At 40.3% G+C, this 26,331-nt stretch carries 18 protein-coding genes; 12 read left to right on the top strand and 6 right to left on the bottom strand.

What is annotated here, in order from left to right:
* The first annotated feature begins 122 nt into the window (after nucleotides 1-122).
* Complete coding sequence (locus tag FRX97_RS06800) at nucleotides 123-3,017, top strand: TonB-dependent receptor (protein ID WP_147014440.1); 2,895 nt, start codon at nucleotides 123-125, stop codon at nucleotides 3,015-3,017.
* A 286-nt stretch (nucleotides 3,018-3,303) separates the two neighbouring features.
* Here the strand turns inward: FRX97_RS06800 and FRX97_RS06795 are convergent, their stop codons facing one another.
* Complete coding sequence (locus FRX97_RS06795; RefSeq protein ID WP_147014439.1) at nucleotides 3,304-3,801, bottom strand: L,D-transpeptidase family protein; 498 nt, start codon at nucleotides 3,799-3,801, stop codon at nucleotides 3,304-3,306.
* A gap of 153 nt (nucleotides 3,802-3,954) precedes the next feature.
* A complete protein-coding gene (locus tag FRX97_RS06790; RefSeq protein ID WP_147014438.1) occupies nucleotides 3,955-10,167 on the bottom strand; it encodes a PKD domain-containing protein in 6,213 nt (2,070 codons plus the stop codon).
* A gap of 284 nt (nucleotides 10,168-10,451) precedes the next feature.
* Between FRX97_RS06790 and FRX97_RS06785 the strand changes: the two genes are divergently transcribed.
* Nucleotides 10,452-13,175 carry a 2-oxoglutarate dehydrogenase E1 component gene (locus FRX97_RS06785; RefSeq protein WP_147014437.1) on the top strand — a complete coding sequence of 908 codons (2,724 nt, stop codon included), beginning with the start codon at nucleotides 10,452-10,454 and terminating at the stop codon, nucleotides 13,173-13,175.
* A gap of 6 nt (nucleotides 13,176-13,181) precedes the next feature.
* On the top strand, nucleotides 13,182-14,453 hold the full coding sequence (gene odhB / locus FRX97_RS06780; protein ID WP_147014436.1) for a 2-oxoglutarate dehydrogenase complex dihydrolipoyllysine-residue succinyltransferase: 1,272 nt from the start codon (nucleotides 13,182-13,184) through the stop codon (nucleotides 14,451-14,453).
* A 52-nt stretch (nucleotides 14,454-14,505) separates the two neighbouring features.
* On the opposite strand, the gene FRX97_RS06775 is transcribed toward odhB, so the two are convergent.
* The 3 genes from FRX97_RS06775 to FRX97_RS06765 are packed head-to-tail and all read right to left on the bottom strand — an operon-like array spanning nucleotide 14,506 to nucleotide 16,639.
* Nucleotides 14,506-15,162 carry a hypothetical protein gene (locus FRX97_RS06775; RefSeq protein ID WP_147014435.1) on the bottom strand — a complete coding sequence of 219 codons (657 nt, stop codon included), beginning with the start codon at nucleotides 15,160-15,162 and terminating at the stop codon, nucleotides 14,506-14,508.
* Complete coding sequence (locus tag FRX97_RS06770; protein WP_147014434.1) at nucleotides 15,159-15,938, bottom strand: alpha/beta fold hydrolase; 780 nt, start codon at nucleotides 15,936-15,938, stop codon at nucleotides 15,159-15,161. The genes FRX97_RS06775 and FRX97_RS06770 overlap by 4 nt, the downstream gene beginning before the upstream one ends.
* Nucleotides 15,923-16,639 (bottom strand): pyridoxine 5'-phosphate synthase, encoded by a 717-nt coding sequence (locus FRX97_RS06765; protein ID WP_147014433.1) that lies wholly within the window; start codon nucleotides 16,637-16,639, stop codon nucleotides 15,923-15,925. Before FRX97_RS06765 ends, FRX97_RS06770 begins: the two co-directional genes overlap by 16 nt.
* Nucleotides 16,640-16,709: 70 nt before the next feature.
* Between FRX97_RS06765 and FRX97_RS06760 the strand changes: the two genes are divergently transcribed.
* The 9 genes from FRX97_RS06760 to murI all read left to right on the top strand — a co-directional run bounded on the left by FRX97_RS06760 (nucleotide 16,710) and on the right by murI (nucleotide 25,801).
* Entirely contained in the window at nucleotides 16,710-17,369 is a 660-nt protein-coding gene (locus tag FRX97_RS06760; protein ID WP_147014432.1) for a CBS domain-containing protein, read from the top strand.
* On the top strand, nucleotides 17,366-18,745 hold the full coding sequence (locus tag FRX97_RS06755) for a BamA/TamA family outer membrane protein (protein ID WP_147014431.1): 1,380 nt from the start codon (nucleotides 17,366-17,368) through the stop codon (nucleotides 18,743-18,745). Before FRX97_RS06760 ends, FRX97_RS06755 begins: the two co-directional genes overlap by 4 nt.
* A 1-nt stretch (nucleotide 18,746) precedes the next feature.
* A complete protein-coding gene (locus FRX97_RS06750; RefSeq protein ID WP_147014430.1) occupies nucleotides 18,747-19,628 on the top strand; it encodes an NAD kinase in 882 nt (293 codons plus the stop codon).
* A gap of 46 nt (nucleotides 19,629-19,674) precedes the next feature.
* The gene (porG, locus tag FRX97_RS06745) at nucleotides 19,675-20,508 is read left to right on the top strand and encodes a type IX secretion system protein PorG (protein WP_147014429.1); all 834 of its coding nucleotides are present in this window, start codon (nucleotides 19,675-19,677) and stop codon (nucleotides 20,506-20,508) included.
* Between the two features lie 6 nt (nucleotides 20,509-20,514).
* On the top strand, nucleotides 20,515-21,264 hold the full coding sequence (locus FRX97_RS06740) for an isoprenyl transferase (RefSeq protein WP_147014428.1): 750 nt from the start codon (nucleotides 20,515-20,517) through the stop codon (nucleotides 21,262-21,264).
* Nucleotides 21,265-21,269: 5 nt separating this feature from the next.
* Nucleotides 21,270-23,795: an outer membrane protein assembly factor BamA gene (gene bamA / locus FRX97_RS06735; protein WP_147014427.1), complete on the top strand. Its 2,526-nt coding sequence runs from the start codon at nucleotides 21,270-21,272 to the stop codon at nucleotides 23,793-23,795.
* 19 nt (nucleotides 23,796-23,814) lie between these two features.
* A complete protein-coding gene (locus FRX97_RS06730; RefSeq protein ID WP_147014426.1) occupies nucleotides 23,815-24,333 on the top strand; it encodes an OmpH family outer membrane protein in 519 nt (172 codons plus the stop codon).
* Nucleotides 24,334-24,381: 48 nt separating this feature from the next.
* A complete protein-coding gene (locus tag FRX97_RS06725; RefSeq protein ID WP_147014425.1) occupies nucleotides 24,382-24,882 on the top strand; it encodes an OmpH family outer membrane protein in 501 nt (166 codons plus the stop codon).
* Nucleotides 24,883-24,973: 91 nt separating this feature from the next.
* Nucleotides 24,974-25,801: a glutamate racemase gene (gene murI / locus FRX97_RS06720; RefSeq protein WP_147014424.1), complete on the top strand. Its 828-nt coding sequence runs from the start codon at nucleotides 24,974-24,976 to the stop codon at nucleotides 25,799-25,801.
* A 1-nt stretch (nucleotide 25,802) separates the two neighbouring features.
* Here the strand turns inward: murI and FRX97_RS06715 are convergent, their stop codons facing one another.
* Nucleotides 25,803-26,330, bottom strand: coding sequence for a gamma carbonic anhydrase family protein (locus FRX97_RS06715; RefSeq protein WP_147014423.1), 528 nt, complete (start codon nucleotides 26,328-26,330; stop codon nucleotides 25,803-25,805).
* Nucleotide 26,331: the final 1 nt, after the last annotated feature.

Below are 26,331 nucleotides of genomic sequence, written 5' to 3'. Positions count from 1 at the left end.
CGTGGGGCTTTTTTTGTGCTTTCCCTTGGTGCTTAACAATTCGTTAACACATCCTTAAACTTATCATTGATTACCCTCGAAACTGAAGTCGGAGTTTTGCACCGAATTTAGAAAGACTGTATATGTTTTTATTAAGAGCATTTTTAGTGTTGTGTGTTACCGCTGTTACTACAGTGGCAGTTGGTCAGTCTGCAATCCGCGGTACTGTTATCGATGATGCAACTGGTGAAACACTAATTGGTGTGGCTGTTATTATAGAGGGAACTACCAAAGGAGCTTCTACAGATCTAGATGGTAACTTCGAAATTAAAGCCGAGCCAGGAACTTATAATCTTAAAGCATCTTTTATCTCTTTTGCTCCAGTTACGGTTAAAGACGTAATTGTAAAAGAAGGAGAAGTAACTGCTTTAGGTACAATTAGATTAGGTGCTAGTGCAGAACAACTAAAAGAAGTTGTTGTTACTGCTAAGGCTGTTAAAAATACTGAGGCTGCGTTGCTTACTATGAAGAAAAAGTCAACGAAAGTAATAGATGGTATCTCCGCAGCATCTTTTAAGAAAATTGGAGACTCCGATGCAGCGAGCGCTATGTCTCGTGTAACTGGAGTTTCTGTTCAAGGTGGTAAATATGTATACGTTCGCGGATTAGGTGATCGCTATACTAAAACTACGTTGAATGGTATGGATATCCCAGGTCTAGATCCTGATCGTAACACGGTACAAATGGATATCTTCCCAACCAATGTTATCGATAATATCGTAGTATCTAAGAGTTTCTCTGCTGAGCAAAGTGCAGATTTTACTGGTGGTGCTGTTGATATTACAACCAAAGACTTCCCAGAAGAAAAGCTAATGAATGTTGGTGTAGGAGTTGGATTCAATCCAAACATGCACTTTAACAGCGATTACATTAAGTACAATGGTGGTAAAACCGATTTCTTAGGTTTCGACGATGGTACTAGAGATATCCCAACTGGTAGAAGAACCGATATTCCAATGTTTACCGATGCTATCGGAAATCCTAATGGAGCTAAAGGTCAAGAGTACCAAGACATCCTTAGAGGTTTTAACCCTCAAATGGGTGGATATAGAGCAAATAGCTTTATGAATACGGGTGTTTCTCTTTCGTACGGTGACCAAACTGCAATAGGGGAAAGAAAAATTGGATACAGCTTTTCTTTAAGCTACAAGAACGAGTACGAGTTTTACGAAGATGCTGAATTTAACCTGTACGGTAAAGCTATCGACCCTAACCAAAACGAGTTAACTCCACTTGAGCGTCAAAAAGGTGACTACGGTGTAAACAATGTTTTACTTGGAGCTATGGCAGGTGCAGCTATCAAAGATGGTAACACTAAGTACAAGGTAAACTTGATGCACCTTCAAAATGGTGAGTCTAAGGCGGGTATCTTCGATTTTACTGCTAATAACTTGGGTACTGAATTCCAAGCTAGACAATACAACATTGAATACAGCGAAAGAGGTTTAACTAACCTTTTAATTTCGGGAACTACAAGAAACGAAGGCGACAACATGTTAGAGTGGTCTGTTGCTCCTACAAGGTCTTACATTACCGATCCAGATATCCGTTTCTTAAGATTTAGAGACGAAGGAAAAGGAGTTTCAACAGAATCTGGACTTCCAGAAAGAATCTGGAGATTCTTAGAAGAATACAGTATTCCAGCTAAAGTTGATGTAACTAGAGTAGTAGACTTTAACGGTAAAGAAACCAAGGTTAAGTTCGGTGCAAGCCATACTTTCAAAAACAGGGATTTCGATATCCAAGGGTTCCAAATCAATCCCGGTGATATTGACTTCAATGAGAAGTATAACGGAAACCCACAACCAGAGGACGTTTTCAGCGAAGAGAATCTATACGACAGCGAAAATCCAAACGGTGTAAGGTTTAATCCAACATTTATCCCAAGAAACCCTAACCAATACAACTCTTTTGTTCATCATTCAGGAGTTTACGGTTCTGCTGAGTACAACTTTACTCCACTTCTTAAGTCGGTAATTGGTTTAAGAGCCGAAATGTTTAAGCAGTTCTACACGGGAACAAACCAGAATGGAACCATTAATTATAACAAAGAGAATGTAATTAACGATTTCGATTTATTCCCAACGGTAAACCTTATTTATGCGCTAAATGAAGATCAGAATTTAAGATTCTCATTCTCTAAAACAATTGCTAGACCTTCTTTCAAGGAAATGAGTTTTGCGGAAATCTTAGATCCTATCTCTGGTAGAACTTTTGTAGGAGGATTATTCTCAGAAACTAGCCAGGATGCTCAAGGAAACCAAATTACTCTATGGGATGGTAACCTTCGCTCTACTCGTATCTATAACTTCGATATGAGATGGGAATTGTTTAATGGAATTGGACAGAATATTTCTGCATCTACATTCTTTAAAACGTTCGACGCACCAATAGAGATCGTACAGTATTTATCAGATCCTGGAACTTTCCAAGCGAGAAACGTTGGTAACGCAACTGTATTAGGAGTAGAATTTGAAGCGGTACAATCTTTAAACTTTATTTCTGAGAAGCTTAAGAAGTTTGCTTTCAACACTAACGTAACGGTAACCAAGTCTCAAATTAAGATGTCGGATTCTGAGTTAGCTTCTAGAAGAAACTCTGCAAGAACTGGCGAAGAGATTAAAGATACGCGTGTAATGGCTGGTCAAGCTCCATACCTAATTAACGCTGGTATTTCTTTCGACGACAAAGAAAAGGCCTTACAAGCAAGCGTTTTCTACAACGTACAAGGAAGAACACTACAGTTCGTAGGGTTTGCTAACCAGGCAGATGTTTACTCGGTTCCTTTTAATAGCTTAAACCTTAAAGTGAGCAAAGGATTTGGACCTGATAACAAAATGAATGCTTCGTTTAAAGTATCTAACCTGTTAAACGACATGAAAGAGAAGGTATTTACTGGATACAATGCACAAGATCAGATCTTTACAAGATTGGCTCCAGGTAGAACCTTTAGTTTAGGATTCTCATATACATTGTAAGCGATACATCGCTGATAGATAAACCCAAGTCGAAAGGCTTGGGTTTTTTTGTGCTCTTATTTTTCTTAACCCATTTTAATGGATAAGACTAACTTATGGCTATGAAAAAAATGTTAGTTGTAAGCGCCGTTATTTGGGCTGCGGTTATTATAGTCTCAGCTTATTTCTTTAAGAACCACGAAAGCTATAATACCTTTTTTATAGTGATAATTAGCCTAGCGGGGTTGCATAATGCACTGTTGTCTCAAACAAGCCTGAGGGATAAGAGAAAAAGCTAGAAGCCGAATTAGGGGTAAATAAAAATGGGCGTTCCAACAGGTACGTGGTCGTATAGTTCCTTTATCTCTCCATTTGTAAGTGCGATACAACCAGCTGTCCAATCGCGCAATAAGTGCAAGCGCCCCATCCAGCCCCATCCATTCTGTAAGCCGTGTATTTTTATTAATCCCCCCGGATCTCGACCCTCTTTTTGGGCGACCAATTTCTGTTCTTCGGTAGGGTAGCTAACTCCAAGGTTTAAATAAAATGCACTTTTAGGGTTTTTCCTATCTATAAAGTACTTTCCTTCTGGTGTTTTACCATCTCCCTCTATTTGTTTGTCTCCACGAGGTGAAAAACCCAATGAAATGGAGTAGGATTTCAGTTCTTTATCACCGCTGAACACCTTTAAAACCCTTTGCGATTTATAAACTTCGATACGGTCTATCCTCGCATTTACATCAAGCTCAGGTGTGAGCTTGGATTGTAGTAGGAATAGTATGACAAGGACAAGGGAAACAATCATTATTATGGCAAATTAAGAAAGCAGGCTTTTTTACAAATTCATTTTGTTGAATATAAGTAATGGAGGTGGTGGAGTTGGAACTTTCATGGATAAACACAAAAAAGGCCGCCTAATGTGTTTAGACGGCCTTTAAACTATTTGTAATTATCTTTCCTAGTGGATTACGTTCACCGTACCTCGTCGGTCTAAGGTAACCGCATTAGCTCCAACTTTCGCTCTTACTCGGTAGGTGTATACCCCTATTGGAACCTGTTCTCCTTTATAATCTCCGTCCCAAGCTCCAAACATGTCTTGAGTATAGAACAATAATTCTCCCCATCTATTAAATACGTAGAATTCGTATTCAATTACATCCTCTGGGCTTAGCGTTAGTACCGGTCTAAAGGTTTCGTTAACACCATCGCCGTTTGGAGAGAAGGAGTTTGGAATGTAAATATCCAAATCTGGTACTACTTCAATCAGCTTGTTGGTACTATCCACACAACCAAAGTCGGTGTACGCAACCAACCAAACGTTATAGGTTTTGTTAGGTGTTGTTGGGAATTCATACTGTGGATTGGTCGTATTAAGTACCGCTAGCGTATCAATTTTCCAGATGTATCTATCTCCGTTAATGGTGGTGTTGTTAAAGTCTACCACGTTTAACAAGTTGGTTGGAATTTTAGGGTTAAACCCAAAACTTGCTCTTGGATTAGGTCTAACGTGAATGGTATCCACAAATAGTGAGTCTGCTCCACACCCTGTTGGGGTTCTTACGCGTACCGCCATGTCTAGGTCTCCAACTTGGTATAGAGTTACGTTAAACGGATCGTCGCAACCTGAAACAACGGTGCCATCTTCGAAAGTCCATGTACAAGTTGAATTTCCTGGTGCAACAATTTGTGGGTTTACACTCAACTGTAATGGGTAACAATCATCATTGGTTTTGTTAAAGTCGAAATCGATGGTAGGTGAGTCGAATTGTACGGAATTATCACTTCCGCTACCCACGTCTGAACAACCTAATACATCGGTAACCGTTCCAAGGTTGTACACTACGTTATTAGAACTTGAACCCGGCATATTTAAGGTTGTTCTTCCAGCTGGAAGGTTGTAGATAATGGTATCTAACCCATCCGAATTGGTAATTTGAAGGCTAAAGTCATTCCCTGTTCCCTGTATATCAAAGGTTAATGGAATTTCATTCCCCTTACAAACGTCTTGGGCCTCAATTATAGTAGCCTCTGGAAGTGGATTTACCGTGTAGGTTACTGAATTTCCACTTCCTACACATGCTTTAATTGGAGAGCTGTCGGTAACTTCGACTGCTGTATAGGTAAATGTGCCCGCATTGTCTCCTGGAAGAGCAATGGCATCGTTTGCTACAAGGTTGTTGAAGGTTTGATCATAATTATTTGGCCCAGTAACTCTTATTGAGTATGGAGCAACACCTCCAGTAATACTAAAGCTTACCTGAGCGGCATTACCTTCGCAAACATCTGCTGCCGAATTGAAAGTTAACTGCGGTAATTCGGTACCGTAAACTTTTTTAGCCCCACTTGAAACACCTGTACAAACGTCATCTTCTATGTTTCTTGGCTCCACAAGTAGGGAGTCATCTGTCATATCGAATTTGTACGAGAATGCCTTAGAAACTTTTATTGGGAATCTGCGAATCATGGTGTTGGTGTATCCATCCCATAACTCATAGCTGAATCTTCCATTAAATTCAGCTGCAAGTCTAATTTCTACTTCTTCACCCTTACAAACAGTAGTATCTAATACGTTTGTAATTTCTATGCTTGGACTCGCTTTTACGTCTGCCACAACCGTGGTATCCATAGGAGCTATACATCCATTCACATCAATAACTTCGAAGAACTCATATTCCTCTTTCAGAGTCGGTGAAATTTTGAACGTATCCGTTGGTGTCGTTGCTAGGGTAACAGAAGATTCCCCAGAGTTATTATCGTTCGAGAAATTGTATCTCAAAGTAAATGGACCATTTCCTTGTAAATCGAATGGGAATTTAAATTCCTCACCAGCACACAAGTCAATATCTGGATCGCCTCTAAATTCAGCAGAAGGAATACCATTGAAGTACAGCACCACCGGAGGGGAAATATCCAAACAAGGGTCGTTATAATTTACTCCACCCGATCCATTCTGGTTACCCATTGCTAAACTCACGTAATATCTAGTATCGGGCTGCAATGGTGCCTGGATAGGGAAAGAGGCAGTCTTTTTAGTTAAAAGAATGGTTCCTGTAGGGTTGTTAAGATCGGTGTACACAATAAACACATGATCATCATCTGGGTCTATAACCGAATCTTGGTTGTGTGTAAACGAAGCAATATCGTAAGCACAGACCGATACTGTATCCTCTACAAAGGTACCTGCTGCTGTTACACAAGGACAATCGTATTGATCGGTTAAAACAAAGTTTCCACACTTGTATTGATCAGAGAAGGTAAAGGTGTACGGGGTGTTGTTCGCTATAGGATTTGAGGTAAATATACCCGTTGCTGGGTCTATAGTACCTGCAGATGATGGAGCAACCTTCATGCTACCAGCGTCGCCACTCAACTGAATTTCTACAGTGTAGAAATCTGCTGCTCTGGTACAAGTGTAGGTTAGCGTTCCAGGAATTGAATCTGGTGCTTCATGGGTAGTAATGGTAACCGTTTGCGATACAGGAACATCCTTACAATATTTACCATCTATGTCTTTAAACTGATAGGTATGGGTTTGAGAAGGAGTTACGTAAATCGTATCGGTCGCATCCAAATTGGTAAAAGAAAGTTCTGTTGTTCCGTCTTCATCGAATAAAGTAACAGCATAAGGTGCTGCTCCGGTAAATTGAACACGAATTGCTGCCTGGTCTCCAGTACAAATGTCTGGTGTAACTGCAGAGGCGGTTACAGTAGGTTGCTTAAAGAACTTAATCGGAGTTCCCTGACCTACAGATACACATCCTTGTGGATCGTAATCAATACCACCCTGTCCATTAGGCTCTCCAGCTACTGGAGAAAGGTAATAGGTGGTTCCGTAATTCATTTTTGCAGCATCGAAGGCAAATTGAGGGGTAGGAAAGCTGTCTATAGGATCAACAATGTTTAATGCAGATCCTCTGTGAAGAACAAAGTACAGCGTGTCATTTGGATCGTTTTCGCGCTTTACCAGGACCGAGTCGTCATTAAACTGTGGCATTGCCATATCGGTTTCACAATATTCCAATGGAGCGGTATTCATGGTACCCGCATTGGTGAAACAACCACAATTTTTAAATCCAGAAATAACTACAGGACCACAACCATTGGCATCATCGAAAGAGATGCTGTAATTAGATTTGGTTGGATAATCATTTGTAGAAGTGAAATCTCTCGATACTCCCCCTGGGGTAAATGTACCATCGGGTGAAGAGTAAGTAGCCGGATCACCACCGAAAGCAGTGAATTTTACTTTGTAATCTAGAAGCTGTTCGCTACAATCTTCTACCAGGTCTCTAAACTTAGGAGGTTCGTTAAAGTCTATCTTAACAATAGATGTAAGTTCGTTACAATTAGGTCCAGCACTAACGGCATACTCGAATTCGTATTCACCATCGGTAGCCAAACTAGGATCGAATTTGTCACCCACTAATGCGCCAGAGAAGGTGATGTCTCTCCAGTCTCCACCGGCATCTGGTGTTCCACCCAATAAGCTGAACAAGTCGACAAGTCCACCTCCTGAACAAATTTTAAGGAAACCATCTTCCCCAGGATCTTTGTCTTGCAGTACGTTAACCGTTACAGCACTGGTTTTTGTAGAGGGACAAGTTGGATCGTCGCTGTGTCTTACGTTAGAAATGGTGTAGGTAGTTGTAACTGTTGGAGCGACGATTAATTGATATGGGTTTGCGGAAATGTTGCTATAACTATCTACGTCTGTACCATCGGATATATCAAATGATAGAGATCCATCGGCAGAGAAATTAATATTTACAGTTGCTTGGTCACCCTCACAAATATCTATGCTATTAACTTCAAAAGTTGGGTCAGGCTTGTTTCTAACCTTAACGGGTATTTGTCCAACATCAAATACAGCACAAATTCCTGGGTCGTTGGCACTGAATGCGGTAATACGCACATTAAAGCCATTAGGGAACCCTGTGTTGAACGGAACAAGTACCACTCCTCCATTTGAAGGTAGGGCGGTTTCAGTAACGCTACTAGTACCATTGCTTAGGGTAATGGAATAAGTGGTAGAGTTTCCTCCAGAAATGGAAATTTCAACAGGAACTTCGTCCCCTTTACAAACGGTGTACTCATCATCGGCAATGTAGGCCGAGTCTTTGGGTTGTACAGTAATAAGTGTGGTGTCTCTTTGGATACAGCCATCGGCATCTTCTACTTCAACGATATACTCCTCGTCTGAAGGCGGATATGCACTTGGGTTAGGGCTGCTGGTATTTGCAATTCCTGTGCTCGGTTTCCAATTGTAGGTTAAAGGAGCTTCACCTCCAGAACCCGTAGGAGATCCACCTAAAACAACAGGCTCTCCAAAACAAATGGTCTGATCTGGACCAGCGTTTGCGTTGGGTCCATCGAATACAGTTATAAGCTTGGTAATCTCAATGGTACAAGGTCCTGGATTAGGGTTGTCATTGGTAACGTACAAAGTAACTTCGTAGACACCTGGAGCGGTGTAAATGTGTTTAGGGTTGGTAGATACATTAAAAGTATCGCGCTGACCATCACCATAATCCCATACCCACTCATTTATGCTGGTGGAGCCTGATGCATCGTTATCTTCTGACATGTCGATGAATTCGGCTTCTACACCAATACATACATCCTCCTTCTTCTGGAATTCTGCGATAGGACAAATAGGACAAGTTGGTATTTCTAGGATAGGTCCATCCCCTCCGTTTTGAACATATGATTCTGCTTGGCCCCTTGAGGCAGTATAAATACCAAAAGGTGTATTGGTTCTTGAATAAATTCTTAGGGTGTTGGTGCTGATAGGAACGGGTACTCTTTTATAAAAGTAATTGCTAGTACCAATTTTCATCCATGCAGTAGCACCAGGTATAGCGTTAATGTTTCTGGTAGATACTCCATCGTCAAATTCTACTTGATTAAGAGAACCACCAACATCCTCCATAATGATGGTAAAGTCATTATTGGTTGTTGTGGCCGTTCTTAGAATGGCAAAAATGTAGGAGTCTACCCATAAATCGGTAGGGAAAACCATGATAGCTTCTGGATCCGAAGCTCCAACGTTATCTGTTTGCCAACCTTTTGGGTGTTGGGTTACCTGAACGGGTTTGTCAGAGGTAATAACCGTATTGGCGAAACCAAAATCGCCTCCAGCGGGGTTTCTGGGAACTTCGAAGAACGTATAACCATATCCATATCCGGCCCCATTGTCATAGGCAGGTGCGGCAAGAGTTACAGTTCTATCTCCTCTGTAATCGTTGATGGTTACTTTTGTGCCAACTTCACCCAGTACTTCAATATAATCACCCGAAACATCTCCTGCTCCACCACAAGTAACCGCTAGATTGGGATCTTGTCTGGGTATAACTTGGGCTGTTACGTGCTCTGTACCCCAACGTTTATTGGGCTGATAGGTTATGAAGGTGTTTTCACAGGCACCACACTCGTTACCTCCCGAACAGTCTACAGAACCTATTACAGCAACTGGTTTGCTGGCTTTTACAACGGTACCATTTAAAGTTGCACAATCTCGGTAAGGGCGGCGTGGGTAATCTGCTGTACAGTTTTGTCGCGTTTTACTCCATTGATATGTTTCTCCTTGATTTAAGATAATATCGATGGTGATTGGGTTGTCATTATTATCCCAAGTATCAATCTCAATGTCGGTAGAGTCCTCAGTTGCAACTACGGTATTACGCAGCTGTCCAAGGACCATAATTCCTCTAGTAGATAGTACATATTCATCATCCAGTTTGTCTACTGGTAGAATAATTTCTCCATCCACAGAAGCCGATTCATAGGTAACGGCATAAACCACTACTGGGAAATCCGCTTTTAGGAATATCCCCTTCTTTTCAACTCTGTTTGGACGGTCGTGATATATTGGTGTTCCTCCAGAGACCCTAGTGGGGACTTTAATTTGGGTGTATTGACCACGGTCTACGGTAAAATCTACACGCCAATTTAGGTGGGGTGCTTCTACGTAGGCATCCTCAATACAATAATCGGAAACGATGTACAGGAAAAGTCCTTCAGCATTTTCATCTAAAGGAGACATCCTGGGGAGGGTAAACCAGAATTCTTGCCCTGAAATTTTTTGAGCAACTGCTTCTTTCGAGTTGTATAGGGAACCTAGAATCGCAATTACAAAAAATAGATTTTTTAGTATTTTATTTAAAGGTCTCATTTTAAGGAATTATGTCAGTAGGCGCTTTTTAGACGCTCGGCAAAATTAATAGTTGCCCAACAATAAGTTAACGGATATTAAAGGAAATTTCCTTTTTATTTTTTTAAAACCAGTAAGCCCAAAGTTCAGTTTTGGGTCTAAATCCTGACGTGTAGTCAGTAAATGTTTGAAGGTCTTTGGATTGTTAACTTATTATAACGGCAAAAAACTCTTTTGATTCTCTAAATTCGCACTTTCAGTTGCCAGACAGTATTTGTATTTTTGGCGAAATTTTAAATCCAAACATGGATTCGTTTTCCTTTCTAAGCAATGCCGAACCCGAGGCATTTGAAAATCTTTATAAGCAATATCGTAACGATCCCACTAGCGTAGAGGATTCCTGGCAGAAGTTTTTTCAGGGTTTTGAGCTGGCTCAAACCCAATTTGGAGAAGATGCTCCAAATAAAGAACTGCCTAAAGAATTTAAGGTGTTAAACCTTATTCAGGACTACCGTACTCGTGGGCATTTGTTTACCAAAACCAATCCTGTGCGGGAGCGTAGGAAGTACAAGCCTAACCTCGATATCCAGCACTATGGCTTGGATGAGAAGGATATGGACACTGTGTTCCAAGCAGGGAATGAAATTGGTATTGGGCCTTCAACCTTGCGCGATATAATCAACCATCTCAGTCAGGTGTACTGCCAAAGCATTGGGGTGGAATTTATGTACATGCGCGAGCAAGAGGAGGTGAAGTGGATGATAGATACGCTTCATGTAAATTCCAACACACCCAAATTTTCGGTTGACGAAAAAAAATACATTCTTAAGAAGCTAACTCAAGCGAGCACTTTCGAAAGTTACCTTCACAAAAAATTTCCTGGTCAGAAAAGATTCTCTCTAGAAGGGGGTGAAACTTTAATTCCAGCCATCGATATGGTGGTAGAATATGGAGCTGACCTTGGAATCCGTCGCTATATTTTAGGTATGGCGCACAGAGGTCGTCTTAACGTGTTGGCCAACATATTTAATAAACCTTACCACAATATCTTCTCAGAGTTTTATGGTAAAGACTATGTGGAGGATGGATTTGATGGAGATGTGAAATATCACCTTGGATACGAGAAAAATCTTGTAACTGAGAGCCAACATCCTGTTGATCTTATTCTTTGTCCTAACCCATCTCACCTAGAAGCAGTTGATCCTGTTGCAGAAGGTTTAGCAAGATCTTCGATAGATCTAATCTACAATGGGGACAACGACAAAGTGGTACCTATCTTAATTCATGGTGATGCTGCAATCGCAGGTCAAGGTGTGGTTTACGAGGTGGCTCAAATGTCGCAGCTAGATGGGTATAAAACAGGAGGTACTATCCATATTATTATTAATAACCAGGTAGGATTTACAACCAACTACTTGGATGGAAGATCTTCTATATACTGTACAGATGTAGCTAAGGTTACTTATTCTCCGGTATTTCACGTAAATGGAGACGATGTAGAGGCCATAGTACACGTTGTTAAGATTGCCATGGCATTCCGCCAGAAGTTTAAGCAAGATGTATACATAGATCTACTTTGTTACAGAAAATATGGTCACAATGAGGGTGATGAGCCTAAGTTTACGCAGCCTATTCTGTATAAGGCAATTGCCAAGCACCCGAATCCGAAAGAAATTTACATGGAGAAATTAATTTCGGAGGGTACTATTACTGAAGATTTTGCAGCCGGACTAGAAAACGAATTCAAAGAGGAATTGGAGTCTGAGTTTGAGCGCGCAAAAGAAATGGAGATGAATAAAATTGAGCCGTTTATTGAAAGTGCAGGGAAAAATGCACCGGAATTAAATGGCGTTGGTAAAGATGCTCCAACTGCGGTAAGTGTAGATGAACTGAAATTTGTTGCAGAAAAAATAACCCAAATTCCAGAGGGTAAAAAAGTCTTCCGTAAGCTGAAAAAGATTTTCCAAGACAGGGAAAACATGATTACTGATGACAAGCTGGATTGGGGAATGGCCGAGCTCTTAGCTTATGGTACCCTGTTAAAAGAAGGGGTTCCAGTTAGAATGTCTGGTCAGGATGTAGAGCGGGGAACTTTCTCTCACCGACATGCAGTAGTTAAATTGGAGGATTCTGAAGAGGAGTTTATCCCGCTTAATGAAATTTCAAAAGATCAAGCTAAACTCAGCATATACAACTCCTTATTATCGGAGTACGGTGTTTTAGGATTTGAGTGGGGATACAGCCTTGCTGCCCCTCATGGTTTAACAATTTGGGAAGCACAATTTGGAGATTTCTTCAATGGAGCTCAAATCATTATAGATCAATTCTTATCTACATCTGAGGATAAGTGGAAAGTAACTAGCGGGTTGGTATTGTTACTACCTCATGGTTACGAAGGAATGGGTGCTGAGCACAGTTCTGCTAGGGTGGAGCGCTTTTTAACGCTTTGTGCAGAAGACAATATGCAAATTGTTAACTGTACCACTCCTGCAAACTTCTTCCACGCATTGCGCCGTCAGGTTAAGCGAGATTTTAGAAAACCTTTGATTGTTTTATCCCCTAAGAGTTTACTTCGTCATCCAAAGTGTGTGTCTAGTCTTAAGGATTTAGCCGAGGGTGGATTTAAGGAACTGATAGACGATGAGGTTGCAGATCCTAAGAAAATTAAAGAGGTAGTTTTCTGTACGGGTAAACTGTACTACGAACTATTAGAAAAACGCGAGGAGCTAAAAGCCGATGATATGGCAATTGTTCGTATCGAGCAAATGTATCCGGTTCCTTACAAGCAAATTGATGAGGTATATGCTAAATACAGCAACTGCGAAAGATTTGTTTGGGCACAAGAAGAGCCCGAAAACATGGGAGCTTTAGGATTTTTCCTGCGCAAATTAAGAGACTACAAAATTGAGTGGATTGCACGTAAAACAAGTGCAAGCCCTGCCTCTGGTTCTCCAAAAAGAGATGCCAAAAGACAGGCCCAAATGTTAGAGAGAGTATTTAAAAATCATTTAGAAACGGTTAAAGCATAATATAAAATGGCTTTCGAATTAAAAGTACCTAGTCCTGGAGAATCTATCTCCGAAGTAGAAATCGCACAATGGTTGGTTTCTGATGGAGATTATGTAGAAAAGGATCAGGTGATTTGTGAAGTAGATTCTGATAAGGCAACGCTTGAACTTCCATCGGAAGCTTCTGGGGTTATTAAGTTAATCGCAGAAGAAGGGCAGACAGTTGCTGTTGGAGAAGTGGTTGCCGAAATCGATACCGATGCGGAAGCGCCTGCAGGTAAATCTTCTGGTGGAGCAAAAAAGGAGGAAAGTGCTAAAGCACCAGACCCTATGCCTGCTAAGGAAGAGAAAAAGACCGAAGAGAAGAAGGAAGCTCCAAGCGCTAACCAAGATAAATCTTATGCAACGGGTCACCCATCTGCTGCTGCCAAGAAACTGATGGATGAAAACAATATTTCATCTGGTCAGATTAGCGGTACCGGAAAAGATGGAAGAATTACTAAGCAAGATGTTGTTGCTGCTATGGCGGCTGGAATCAATGCTGCACCAGTTCAAGGTTGGGGTGGGTCTAGAGATCAGCGCCGTGAGAAAATGAGCATGCTTCGTAGAAAAATAGCCGAAAGACTAGTTTCTGTGAAGAACGAAACAGCTATGCTTACCACTTTCAACGAGATTGATATGTCTCCGGTGATGGAGCTTAGAAAGAAATACAAGGATCAATTCCGAGAGCACCACGATGTAAATCTTGGGTTCATGTCTTTCTTCACCAAAGCTGTAACCGAGGCATTGAATCACTTCCCAGCTGTTAATGCTCAAATCGATGGTAAAGAAATTTTATTCCACGATTACGCAGATATAGGTATCGCCGTTTCTTCTCCGAAAGGACTTATGGTTCCAATTTTGAGAAATGCAGAGCAAATGTCACTTGCGGATATAGAGAAGGAAATAAAGAGGTTGGCCATTAAAGCTAGAGATGGAAAGCTTTCAGTAGATGAAATGACCGGTGGAACATTTACCATTACCAATGGTGGTGTGTTTGGTTCTATGATGAGTACTCCAATTATTAACCCTCCTCAAGTGGCAATTTTGGGAATGCACAATATTGTTGAGCGTCCTGTGGCGATCAATGGAAAGGTAGAAATCAGACCAATGATGTACGTTGCACTTAGCTACGACCACAGAATTATTGATGGTAAGGAGTCGGTTGGTTTCTTAGTTAAGATTAAAGAAATGATCGAAAACCCAGTTAAAATAGTATTTGGAGGTAAAGCTCCAGAAGAAATACTACTTAACCTTTAAGAAGTAGCTTACTTTATATAACCAAAAACCCCGGCATTTTGCTGGGGTTTTTTTATTTGGGAAAAGCAACTGGATTGTTTTCGTTGTACTTTCTTAAAAAGTAAAAGAGACGCTTTTTGCGCTTTCTTTTAGGAGTTTTATCAAGTAGCGAGGCTATTTTGGGATCTTTCGCTAGGATGGGAATTAACACCTTGCTGTTTGCTGGATATACCTCTCCAGTTTTATAATTGAGTATTATTTGTTTTAAATCTTTTGAAGGTATGGTTCTGTAATCACCAGGGAAGTAGGGATTGTAACTTAATGTCCTTTGGTAGGAAATTACCATAGCTGCAAATTGCCATAAAGCACCTGGATTTACGGTTCTTCCGAAATAGGAGCTTCCTTCGTGTTCAAACTGAATGTAAAAGGTTCCATTTTCGGTAAACCCAAAAATTTCAGCAGGGTTTAGCTTAAGGGTAGAATCTCCAGTTTTTACAAAATAGATTCTTTCAAGGGGTCTAAACTCACTAATTTGTTTTCCTTCCTTAGTTGTAAGCTGTTCGAACTTTAAGCTGGGTTTATTTAAAATGAAATCTTCCCACAATAGATAAACCCCATCTTTTAACTTAAAGTCGAGGTCATTACTATAGATACTGTCTTTAGCTACCGAGGATTGTGCTCCACAGCTAAGAACATACAATATCAATCCTATAATCGCCAGATACCTCATTTAACCTTGTCTAAGTATGCCGTTATGGTTTGGTAAAATGCTTCTGGTTGCTCGGCATGTAGCCAGTGGCCAGCATTTTTTATGGTTACCAAATGCGAGTTTACAAATTGTGCTTTAATATCGGGCCAGTCATCGTTTAGAATGTAATTCGATTTCCCCCCTCTAACAAACAAGGCTTTTGTTGCTACCTCATCTTTTGGTAAATCCTCTATTACCTTGGAAATTTCACGCTTTAGCACGGGTAGATTTATTCTCCAGGCTAATTGTCCTTTCTCCTTCCAGTAAAGGTTTTTCAGTAAAAACATGGCAACTCCAGGGTCTGAAATTACAGACTGAACTTGTTTGGTAGCTTCTGAGCGAGATTTAGTTTCTTCTAGGTTAACCGATTCAAAGGCTTTTATTATTTCATCGTGATGGGGAGGGTAGGATTTTGGTCCGATATCTGCTACCATCATAGCCTTTAGCTTTTCTGGATATAATTGGGAAAAACGCATAACCGTTTTTCCTCCCATTGAATGTCCGAGAATAAAGGCATCTTCTATGTCAAGGTGCTCCATCAGTTTGGCTACATCCTCCGCCATCAAATCGTAGTTAAAGTTATCGCTATGAAAACTCTTGCCATGATTACGGGCGTCGCATAAAACCACTCGATAATTTTCTGCCCATTGCCCGGCTAAGGTGCTCCAATTGTCAGATGATCCAAATAATCCATGTAAAATTATAAGCCAAGGACCTTTGTCGCCCATGGTTTTATGGTATATTATTTCATCAGGCATCGCTTGTACATTTGAATGGTGTTCTCAAGTCCGTAGTATAGTGCATCGGCGATTAATGCATGCCCAATTGAAACTTCCAATATTCCAGGAATTTCTTGATGAAGAAAAGCAAGGTTTTCCAAACTTAAATCGTGCCCTGCATTTACTCCCAGTCCCAAATCGTTTGCTCTTTTAAAGGCTTCCTTAAATGGGGCAATCGCCTGAATTTTGTCTTTTGGGTATTGCGTGGCATATTCCTCGGTATAGAGTTCAACGCGATCAGCTCCTAATTTTTTTACCGCCTCAAATTCCGTGGAATGGGCATCCATAAATAGGCTAACACGAGCATTTATAGATTTCAGTTCGGCAATTACCTCTTCGAGTAAGGATTCATTTCCCTTAACGGTCCAACCTGCGTTTGAAGTTAAAACATGGGGAGGATCTGGTACCAAGGTAACCTGCGCGGGCTTGGCCTCTTTTACCAATTCCAGGAAATCTTTAGATGGATAACCCTCTATGTTAAATTCTGTTGTAACAACTGGACTTAAATCCCTAACATCCTGATAACGGATATGTCTTTCATCGGGTCTGGGATGCACTGTTATTCCTTCTGCCCCGAAATTTTCGCAATCCGTCGCTACTTTTATTACGTTTGGTATATTACCTCCCCTTGCATTGCGGAGAGTGGCTACCTTGTTAATATTTACACTTAGTTTGGTCATTTCCCGTTTTAGTTTCAAATTCGAACCCGAGCCAAAAGTATAAAGAATAAAAGGGCTTTTTTGTTGTAGTATGTTAGCATCTTTAATTGTAAACCCAGACATCTTAGAATTGTATCCCAACGACACCGTTGAGGAAGCATTAAAAGCTATGGAAAGATACCTAGTTCGTCATCTTCCCGTGGTAGATAAGGGTACGCTTTTAGGAGTTGTGGGGAAGGAACAATTATTAAAGGAACCTGCGGACAAAAAGATAGACAAACTGAAAGGGCATCTGGTAGAGGCCCGTTTATTGGCTCAAATGCACTTCTTTGAGTGTTATAAGCTATTCTCGAAAACCGATTTAAGTGTTGTTCCTATTGTAGATCCCGATGGGGTTTTTATTGGAGTGGTAACTCGTTCTGATTTAACCAAATACATGGCGGAAAATACGGGAATCAATGAAGCAGGAGCCATTGTGGTTTTAACCATGCCACCAAAAGATTACAGCCTTCACCATTTGGCTCAGATGGTGGAAGGAAATGATGCACATATTCTCCATGCCTACTGCTGCCCCAAGGAGGCTAAAAACGAATTAGAGGTTACCTTAAAACTAAATACCACGAGAATAGGAGGGGTTTTGCAGACCTTTCATCGTTACGGTTACACAGTTTTGGCTACATTCGATAAGAATAACGACACCGATTACCTAAACGACCGTTACGAAGCCTTATTGAAATATCTCAACATGTGAGTAGGATTTTTTCTTTTCTCCTTTGCTTTTCACTTACCTCCCTTTTTGCGCAAAGCGATAACCTATATCGTTTAGCGGAAATTACCATTGAGGGAAATAAAATCACCCAGCGTTCTATTGTTTTAAGAGATGTTGAGCTGCATGAAGATTCCTTGTACAATAAAGCGGCTATAGAACGAAGAATTAAAAACAGTAGCGACAATCTTTATCGAACGCGCTTATTCAATTTTGTGGATCTGGTTCCAACCTTTTCCGACAGTACTTTTTCGCTAAAAGTTAGCTTAACCGAACGTTGGTACATCTGGGCTTTGCCAGTTTTTGAGTTGGCCGACCCCAATTTTAATGTTTGGTGGGAGTCGCGCGATTTTAATCGGGTAAATGTTGGGATAAATGTTGATCACAATAATTTCCGGGGTCGTGCAGAGAAATTATCGCTGCGCTTAAAGTGGGGATATAACAAACAATTGGGCCTGGCCTATTCCATTCCATACATAAATAGGGATAAGACTATTGGAGTTTCAGTATCCACCCAATACCGACAGCGTTACGAAGTAATTTATGCTACCGAAAATAATGTTAGGTCTCAGTATGCACAGCTTGGAAATGCTACCCGTGAAGAGTGGACCAACCAAGTAGAGTGGTCTTACCGGCCTGGAAATCGCTTTACAGGATTTTTAAGCTTATGGCAAAACAACTCCCAGGTTCAGGATACGGTTTTGGAAATCGCCCCAGATTATTACGGAGGGCGTAACTTCTTAAATTATTGGGGAGCATCTATTTTCTTAAGGTACGATTCTCGCGATTTACCCAGCTATCCAACCAGTGGGAACTACGCCACACTTAGCATAAGTAAGCCCGGGTTAGGACTAAATGAGGATTACAACTTTGATATTTGGTCTCTGCAGTTTCGATATTCAAAGTATCTCCCACTTTCCGAAAACTGGGTCTTTGCCTCTGGTATGGACTTGGGGATGATTTCCTACAATCAATTGCCCTATTTTTTCCAGTCTGGTTTTGGCATTACTGCAGACATAAGAGGGTACGAGTTGTACTTTGTAGAGGCTCAGCGCTATGCCGTTTGGCAAAACCAAATTCGTTTTTCTATCCTAAAAGACAGGGAGTTTAGTCTCCCATTTATAAAAAACCCCAGTTTTGGCAGAGTGCCGTATGCCTTATATATAGGTGCTCACAGCGATTTCGGTTATTCTGAAGACGATATTTATACCCGAAGAAATCCCATGGATAGAAAATTATTAATCGGTTATGGATTGGGGGTAGATTTTGTAACCTACTACGATAAAGTGTTTCGTATAGATTACTCCGTGAATGCGTTTGGTAAATCTGGGGTATATTTACACTTTAAAAAAGCATTCTAGCATGCGCATTGCGGTATACGGAAGAAATTTTGCAGATAATTTTGGTCCTGCCATACAGTTTTTGTTTTCCAAACTGGTTGAAAACAATGTGCAGCTATCTATCTACAACCCCTTTTGTAAGTTCCTCTATCAAAAAATTGAGTTTCCACCATCGTATCGAAAATTTCATGATCACGAGGGATTAAAAAAAGAAAAACCCGACTTACTTCTCAGTATAGGTGGAGATGGTACCATATTAGATGCCATTACGCTGGTTAGAGATATAGACCTTCCCATTTTGGGTATCAATACAGGTCGATTGGGTTTTTTATCCAGTGTAGCGCGAGAGGAAATCAGCAGCACGGTTAAGCACATTCTTAATAAAGATTACGAAGTGGAGTGCAGAAGTTTGCTACACATAAATGAGCCGGCCGATATATTTCCAGAGCAGAATTTTGCCCTCAATGAACTTTCCGTTTTAAAAAAGGAATCGAGTTCTATGATTACGGTACATGCTTTTATAAACGACCAGTACCTTAATTCATATTGGGCAGATGGACTTATTGTAGCAACGCCTACGGGTTCTACGGCCTACTCTTTAAGTTGCGGGGGCCCCATTCTAGTTCCCGACGCGGGTAACTTTGTATTAACGCCTATTTCTCCGCATAACCTTAATGTTAGACCTATTGTTATTGGCGATAACAACAAAATTACCTTAAAAGTTGAGGGTAGAGATTCTAGCTTTTTGGTTGCTATGGATTCTAGAACGGCATCGCTTAATTACAAACAGACCATAGAGGTGCAAAAGGCAGATTTTCAGATAAAACTAGCCAAACTGCCCTTTCAGAATTTCTATCACACACTTAGAAATAAGCTGATGTGGGGATTGGATAAAAGAAATTAACGTTTCCACCACAATAAAAAAGCCGATTATCCATTTACTACCCGATATGTTAAATCGCGTCCTGCTAATTTTAGGAATCACCATAAGTTTAGGAACAAATGCCCAAGATCTACGGTCGCTTGGTAGCAAAGAGTTTGGCGTGGGCTTGGGTAATTTTTATTATTTGGGAGAATTAAATCAGGAGCATTTTAATGCGATAACTCCGGGATTACAATTAAGTTATCGAATAAATATCACCCGTAGAATTGGCTTCAATTTCAATTTGGGATTTGGAGAAATAGAAGGCGCAGATAGTTTATCTAACATAGATTGGAACAGAAACAGAAACCTTCATTTCAGGAGTAAAATCCAGGAATTCGGGGTCCTTTTCGAGATAAACTATTTCGAGTATCAACTGGGAAATAAGAAATTTCCTTTTAGTCCCTATTTATATTTTGGGTTGAGTGCATTCCACTTTAATCCGCAAGCTTTAACGGACGATGGTGCTAATTATCGTGATTTACAGCCAATTGGTACAGAAGGTCAGAACTTTGAGGGTGGCTCCCCATATAAATTATTTAACTTTGCCGTCCCTTTTGGAGTAGGTATTCGGGTTAACGTAGTTAAAAACCTTGGTATCACTCTTTTTACAGGAATGCGAAGGACTTATACCGACTACCTTGACGATGTAAGTTCGGTGTATTCCAACCCAGATTTTTTTGCTGAGGAGGATAGGCAATTTGTCGACAGATCCATAGATCCAGCAAGAGAAGACGGAACAAACACAGGTTTGGAAAGAGGGAATAACAGAAATAAAGATTGGTACAATCACACGGGCTTTATGTTGTCTTTTAAAATTCAAAAGAAAAGAAACATGTGTCCAGCGTGGTACGCGAATTAGTTAGAGGTGGAGGAAGAATTAAAAAAGCAAATAGACCTTAAGCGGGTTCCCAAACACGTTGCCGTTATCATGGATGGTAATGGTCGCTGGGCCAAGAACAAGGGCGAGGATAGAATTTTTGGGCATACCAATGGGGTTAGATCGGTTAAAAACACCTTGGTAGCGGCTACTGAGTTGGGTATAGATCACCTTACGCTATATGCTTTCTCTAGCGAAAACTGGAATAGACCTAAAGAAGAGGTTGACGCCCTTATGGATTTGCTGGTATCTACCTTGATGAATGAAATTGAGGAGTTGCACAACAATGGAGTTCGTCTTTCTGCCATTGGCGATTTGGAGATGATTCCAGAATCGTGCCGTAATGCCTTAAAGCAAGGAATAAAGGATACAAAAGACAACACCAAAATCAATTTAATTCTGGCACTAAGCTACGGGAGTAGAAAAGAGATAGCAGAAGCGGCCAAAATCTTGGCTAAGAAATTGAAATCTGGTGAAATCCAAGAGGAGGATATAACTCCAGAAGCGATTTCTAAGGAGCTATATACCAAGGATATTCCAGATCCAGATTTACTTATTCGCACCTCAGGTGAAACGAGAATCAGTAACTTTTTACTGTATCAAGCGGCTTATGCCGAACTATATTTCACGCCAATTCTGTGGCCCGACTTCGATAAAAGCGAGTTTTATAAAGCAATATTAGATTACCAAAAACGCGAAAGACGCTTTGGTAAAATCAGTGAACAAATTTCCATTTGATATTCATGCGATTTAGCAAGATAGTCCTACTCATATCCCACCTTATTTTAATCTCAAATTTTGCCCAAGCTCAAATTTTATTAGGTGGTGAGAATAAGATTAACCTCGATGTGGTTCAGAAGTATAAAATCGAGGGTATTAGCGTTACCGGATCTAAGGAGTTCGATCCCGAAGCGGTTATTCTGTTCTCTGGGTTATCCGTTGGAGACGAAATTAAAATTCCCGGTGAGGCCCTTACAAAAGCTATTAAGAACCTCTGGGATCAGGATCTTTTCTCCAATGTGCAAATTAGACTTGGGGAGTTTCGTCCACCAAATAGAATTTACCTAAACATCCACCTTGGTGAACGTCCTCGATTATTAAAATATAAGTTTACCGGAATTAAAAAGAGCGAAGCCGATAACCTTCGTGACGGAAAAATTAAGCTGCGCCTTGGTACTATTGTTAATGAAAATGTACTGCAAAACACCGAAAATGCCATTAAGAAATACTTTGTAAACAAAGGATATCTGCAATGTAAGGTGGAAATTGAGGAGGAACTTAGTAAGAACATCGATAATAGCCTTATCCTAAATATTAAAATTGATAAGGGACAAAAGGTGAAAATTGGTGCCATTACTTTTGAAGGGAACAGTGAAATTCCGGACAAGAAGCTTAAAAAGGCGATGAAAGAAACCAAGGAAAAAGCCTTTTGGCGCATTTTTTCTAGATCTAAATTCATCGAAAGCGAGTACCGATCCGATAAGCTTAAAATCATTGAAAAATATAATGCTAAGGGGTATAGAAATGCCAAAATCCTCAGCGATTCCGTATACTATAAGCCTAAAGAAAACCTGGTTTACGTAAACATTAAGGTGAAGGAAGGGAATAAGTTTTATTTCCGAAATATTCGCTGGGTTGGAAATACTAAATACAAATCTGACTACCTAAGTAAGATACTTGGAATTAAAAAGGGCGACGTTTATAATCAGGAGGTATTAAGCTCGCGTTTATACGGATCTGGGCAAGGGAACGATGTTAGTTCACTCTACTTAGATGATGGTTACTTATCGTTTAACGCACAGCCTATGGAGGTGCTAGTAGAAAACGATTCTATAGATTTTGAAATCAGAATTATAGAGGGGAAACAATACGATATCAACCGTATCATCCTAACCGGAAATGATAAAACCAACGATAGGGTAGTTCGAAGAGAAATTAAAACCCGTCCGGGAGATTTATTTAGTAGATCGGAAATTATAAGAACCAATAGAGATTTAGCTGCGCTTAATTACTTTAACCCAGAAAGCATGGGAGTAAATCCACAGCAGAACCCTATGGATGGTACTGTGGACATTGAGTATACGGTAGAAGAAAAACCAAGTGACCAGATTGAATTATCTGGTGGTTGGGGAGCCGGAAGGGTGGTAGGAACCCTGGGCTTGTCACTAACCAATTTCTCCATCTCCAACATGTTTAAAAAAGGCGGATGGGACCCAATCCCATCGGGAGATGGACAAAGGTTATCTATCCGTGCGCAATCTAATGGGGTGTTTTACCAGGGATATAACTTGTCTTTTACCGAGCCTTGGCTTGGAGGGTCTAAACCCAACTCATTCTCGGTGAGTTTAAGTCACTCGGTACAAACCAATGGGCAGCCTAAGTTTATCAATAATGGGGAGGATAGAGTACTAAACCCAGTGCGTCAAAGCCTTAAAATTTCAGGTTTTTCACTTGGATTGGGTAAGCCACTTCTTTGGCCAGATAACAACTTTTACTTCTATCAATCGGCGGCATATCAGTACTACGATCTGAATAATTTTGGGTCCATCTTTACCTTTGCCAATGGTTATTCGAACAACATCTCTTATACCGCTGTATTGTCAAGGTCGTCGGTAAACCAGCCTATCTACCCAAGGTCTGGATCCAATGTAACCTTAACCCTAAAGGCAACACCTCCATATTCATTGTTTAACGGCAAAAATTACGAGGGAATCTCAGATCAGGAGAAGTATAAATTTGTGGAGTACCATAAGTGGAAATTCACTTCTACGTGGTATACGGAGTTAGCAAAGAATTTGGTTTTAAAAACCAAGGTAGGATTTGGTTTCTTGGGGCAGTATAACCAAGATATTGGTCCATCACCTTTCGAGCGTTTTTACTTAGGAGGTTCGGCACTAACTGGATTTGCACTTGATGGTAGAGAGATTATTGGGTTAAGAGGGTACGATGACTTGTCCCTTTCTCCACAGGAAGGAGCCTTGTACATCTCTAAATTTACCATGGAGTTGAGGTATCCACTTTCACTAAATCCTAGTGCAACAATATTCCCACTAGCCTTCTTAGAGGCGGGTAATACTTGGTCGGATTTTAAGTCTTACGATCCATTTAAAAACTTCAGATCCGGAGGGATTGGATTGCGAATTTTCTTACCTATGTTTGGGATGCTTGGATTGGATTATGGATGGCGTTTCGACGATGTTCCGGGTAACCTAAATATGCCAAAGGGACAAATCCATTTTACAATTGGCGCGAATCTTGGAGAGTTATAGAAAATTAAATTCAAGAATTATGAAGAAGTTATTGTTATTGCTTGCATTTATTGGAGGATTTTCTGCTGTAAATGCACAAAAGTTTGCCTACGTAGATTCGGATTATATCATGAAACAGATTCCTGAATTTCAGGAAGCACAAAAGGAATTAGATAATCTTTCTACTACCTGGCAAAAGGAAATTGAGAAGCGCTATCAGGAAATAGAGGAAATGTACAAATCGTACCAAGCTGAGGCGGTTTTATTAACGGAGAAAATGAAGCAGCAGCGCGAAGAGGCCATTATTAAAAAGGAACAAGAAGTTCAGGAATTTCAAAAAAGTAAGTTTGGTGTAGAGGGAGAGCTTTTTAAAAAGCGTCAGGAGCTAGTTCAGCCAATTCAGGATAAGGTTTACGATGCTTTAAAAGAGGTTTCAACCTCTAGTGGATACGATTTCATTTTCGATAAATCTCAGTCTGGTATACTATTTGCTGATGATAAATACGATAAAAGTGATCTAGTCCTCCGTAAGTTGGGCGTGAAAATAGGGATCAATTAATTTTAAAATATAATTTTGCCGACCACAAAAGGTTTTGAAAAAGTAATTATGAAAAACATATTAGTAACATTATTAGCAGTTGTTGGATTAAGTTTTGCAACGGTAGCTCAAACCAAACTTGGACACGTTAATTCTCAGGAAATTCTAGTTAAGATGCCAGAATATAAGCAGGCACAAACTAAGGCTGAGACTTTTGCAAAAGAGTTAGAGGGAAGTCTACAAAGCATGACTACCGAGTACCAAAAAAAATTAGCTGGTTTACAATCTAAAGAGGGTAACATGACCAACACTGAGAGAGAAACAGCTATTTCTGAGTTGCAACAACTAGAGCAACGTATTCAAAGTTTTCAAGTTTCTGCCCAAGAGCGCATGCAAAAACAAGAAAGCGAATTGCTAACTCCTATCATTGAGAAAGTTAGAGGAGCAATTAAGAAGGTTGGTGAAACCAATGGGTTTACCTACATTTTCGACCTTTCTACGGGTGCTACTGTTTACCAAAACGGAACTGACGTAACTCCTTTAGTGAAGAAAGAGTTGGGTTTGCAGTAACCCGGGTAGAACGCGGGAAATTTTAATTAGAGAAATGTAAAACGGTGGGATTTATCCCGCCGTTTTGCGTTATTGCACTACACTTTTAGCAATGGCAGAACTGTATTTTAACGATCATGCACCCATAGGTGTTATCGACTCCGGTATTGGGGGGCTTACGGTAGCGAATGCCATAAGGGATTTATTACCAAATGAAGCCATTTATTATTTTGGAGATACGGCTCACCTTCCTTATGGGGATAAATCAGCGGCTTCTGTTAGATACTATACTGCACGTATCACCGATTTGTTAGTTAAAAAAGGGTGTAAATGTGTGGTTATTGCTTGTAATACAGCTTCTTCTTTTGCAGCGAAAACAGCTGAGGAGATTGCAGATGGGGTTAAGGTTATTGACGTTGTTACTCCTGTGATTGAACATATTATCCAATACTTATCTAACAAGAAAATCGGTATAATCGGAACTAAGGGAACCATAGAAAGTAGAATTTACCCAAGAAGGCTAAAACTAGAGGGTAAAAACATAGATGTAAAATCCATGGCCACCCCGCTTTTGGCAAGTATGGTTGAGGAAGGTTTTTTTAAAAATAAAATTTCAAAGGCGGTAATTAATCAATATTTATCCAGCCATCATTTATCAGGAATAGAAGCCTTGGTTCTCGCTTGTACACACTACCCATTAATTAAACCAGAAATATCTAGCTACTATAATGCTCAAAACATAGATGTAGAGGTGGTAGATAATGCTTCACTTACGGCCAAGGCGGTGAGAAATTATCTGGAAATTTCAGGTTTGCTCAATTCGGGTATCCAAAAACCCGATCACTTTATGGTAAGTGATTACACCAAAAGCTTTGAAGTGTCTACTCAAATATTTTTTGGAGAAAAGGTTTCCCTCGAAGAAGTGAGGATTTGGGATTGAATCATTCTTCTTTAAACCAACTTGCATACTTAACGTAGTTATTTGCAATTCTATTTACTTCTCCTTCGGTTAATTCTGGGCTTATATCCTTTACTTTTTTAGCGGGAACTCCAGCCCAAACTGTTCCCGATGGTATATGTGTATTGGCAGGTACTACCGCCCCAGCGCCAATTATGGTGTTTGATTCTACCACGCAATTATCCATTACAATAGCTCCCATACCTATAAGTACATTGTCGTGTATGGTACATCCATGCACTAAGGCATTGTGACCTATGGATACGTTGTTGCCAATTGTGGTTGGTGCTTTTTGAAAGGTGCCGTGAATTACCGCTCCATCCTGCACATTCACCTTATTTCCCATTTTAATAAAGTGGACATCGCCACGTAAAACAGCATTAAACCACACCGAGCAATCATCTCCCATGCTTACTTCGCCTATAAGGGTCGCATTGGGAGCAAAAAAACAGTTTTTACCATAGCTTGGATTGTGTCCTCTAACCGGAACAAATAGGGCTTCTTGTTTCATT

This window comes from Luteibaculum oceani, from assembly GCF_007995015.1.
GTDB lineage: Bacteria > Bacteroidota > Bacteroidia > Flavobacteriales_D > Luteibaculaceae > Luteibaculum > Luteibaculum oceani.
This window is presented reverse-complemented; position numbering and strand designations above follow the sequence as displayed.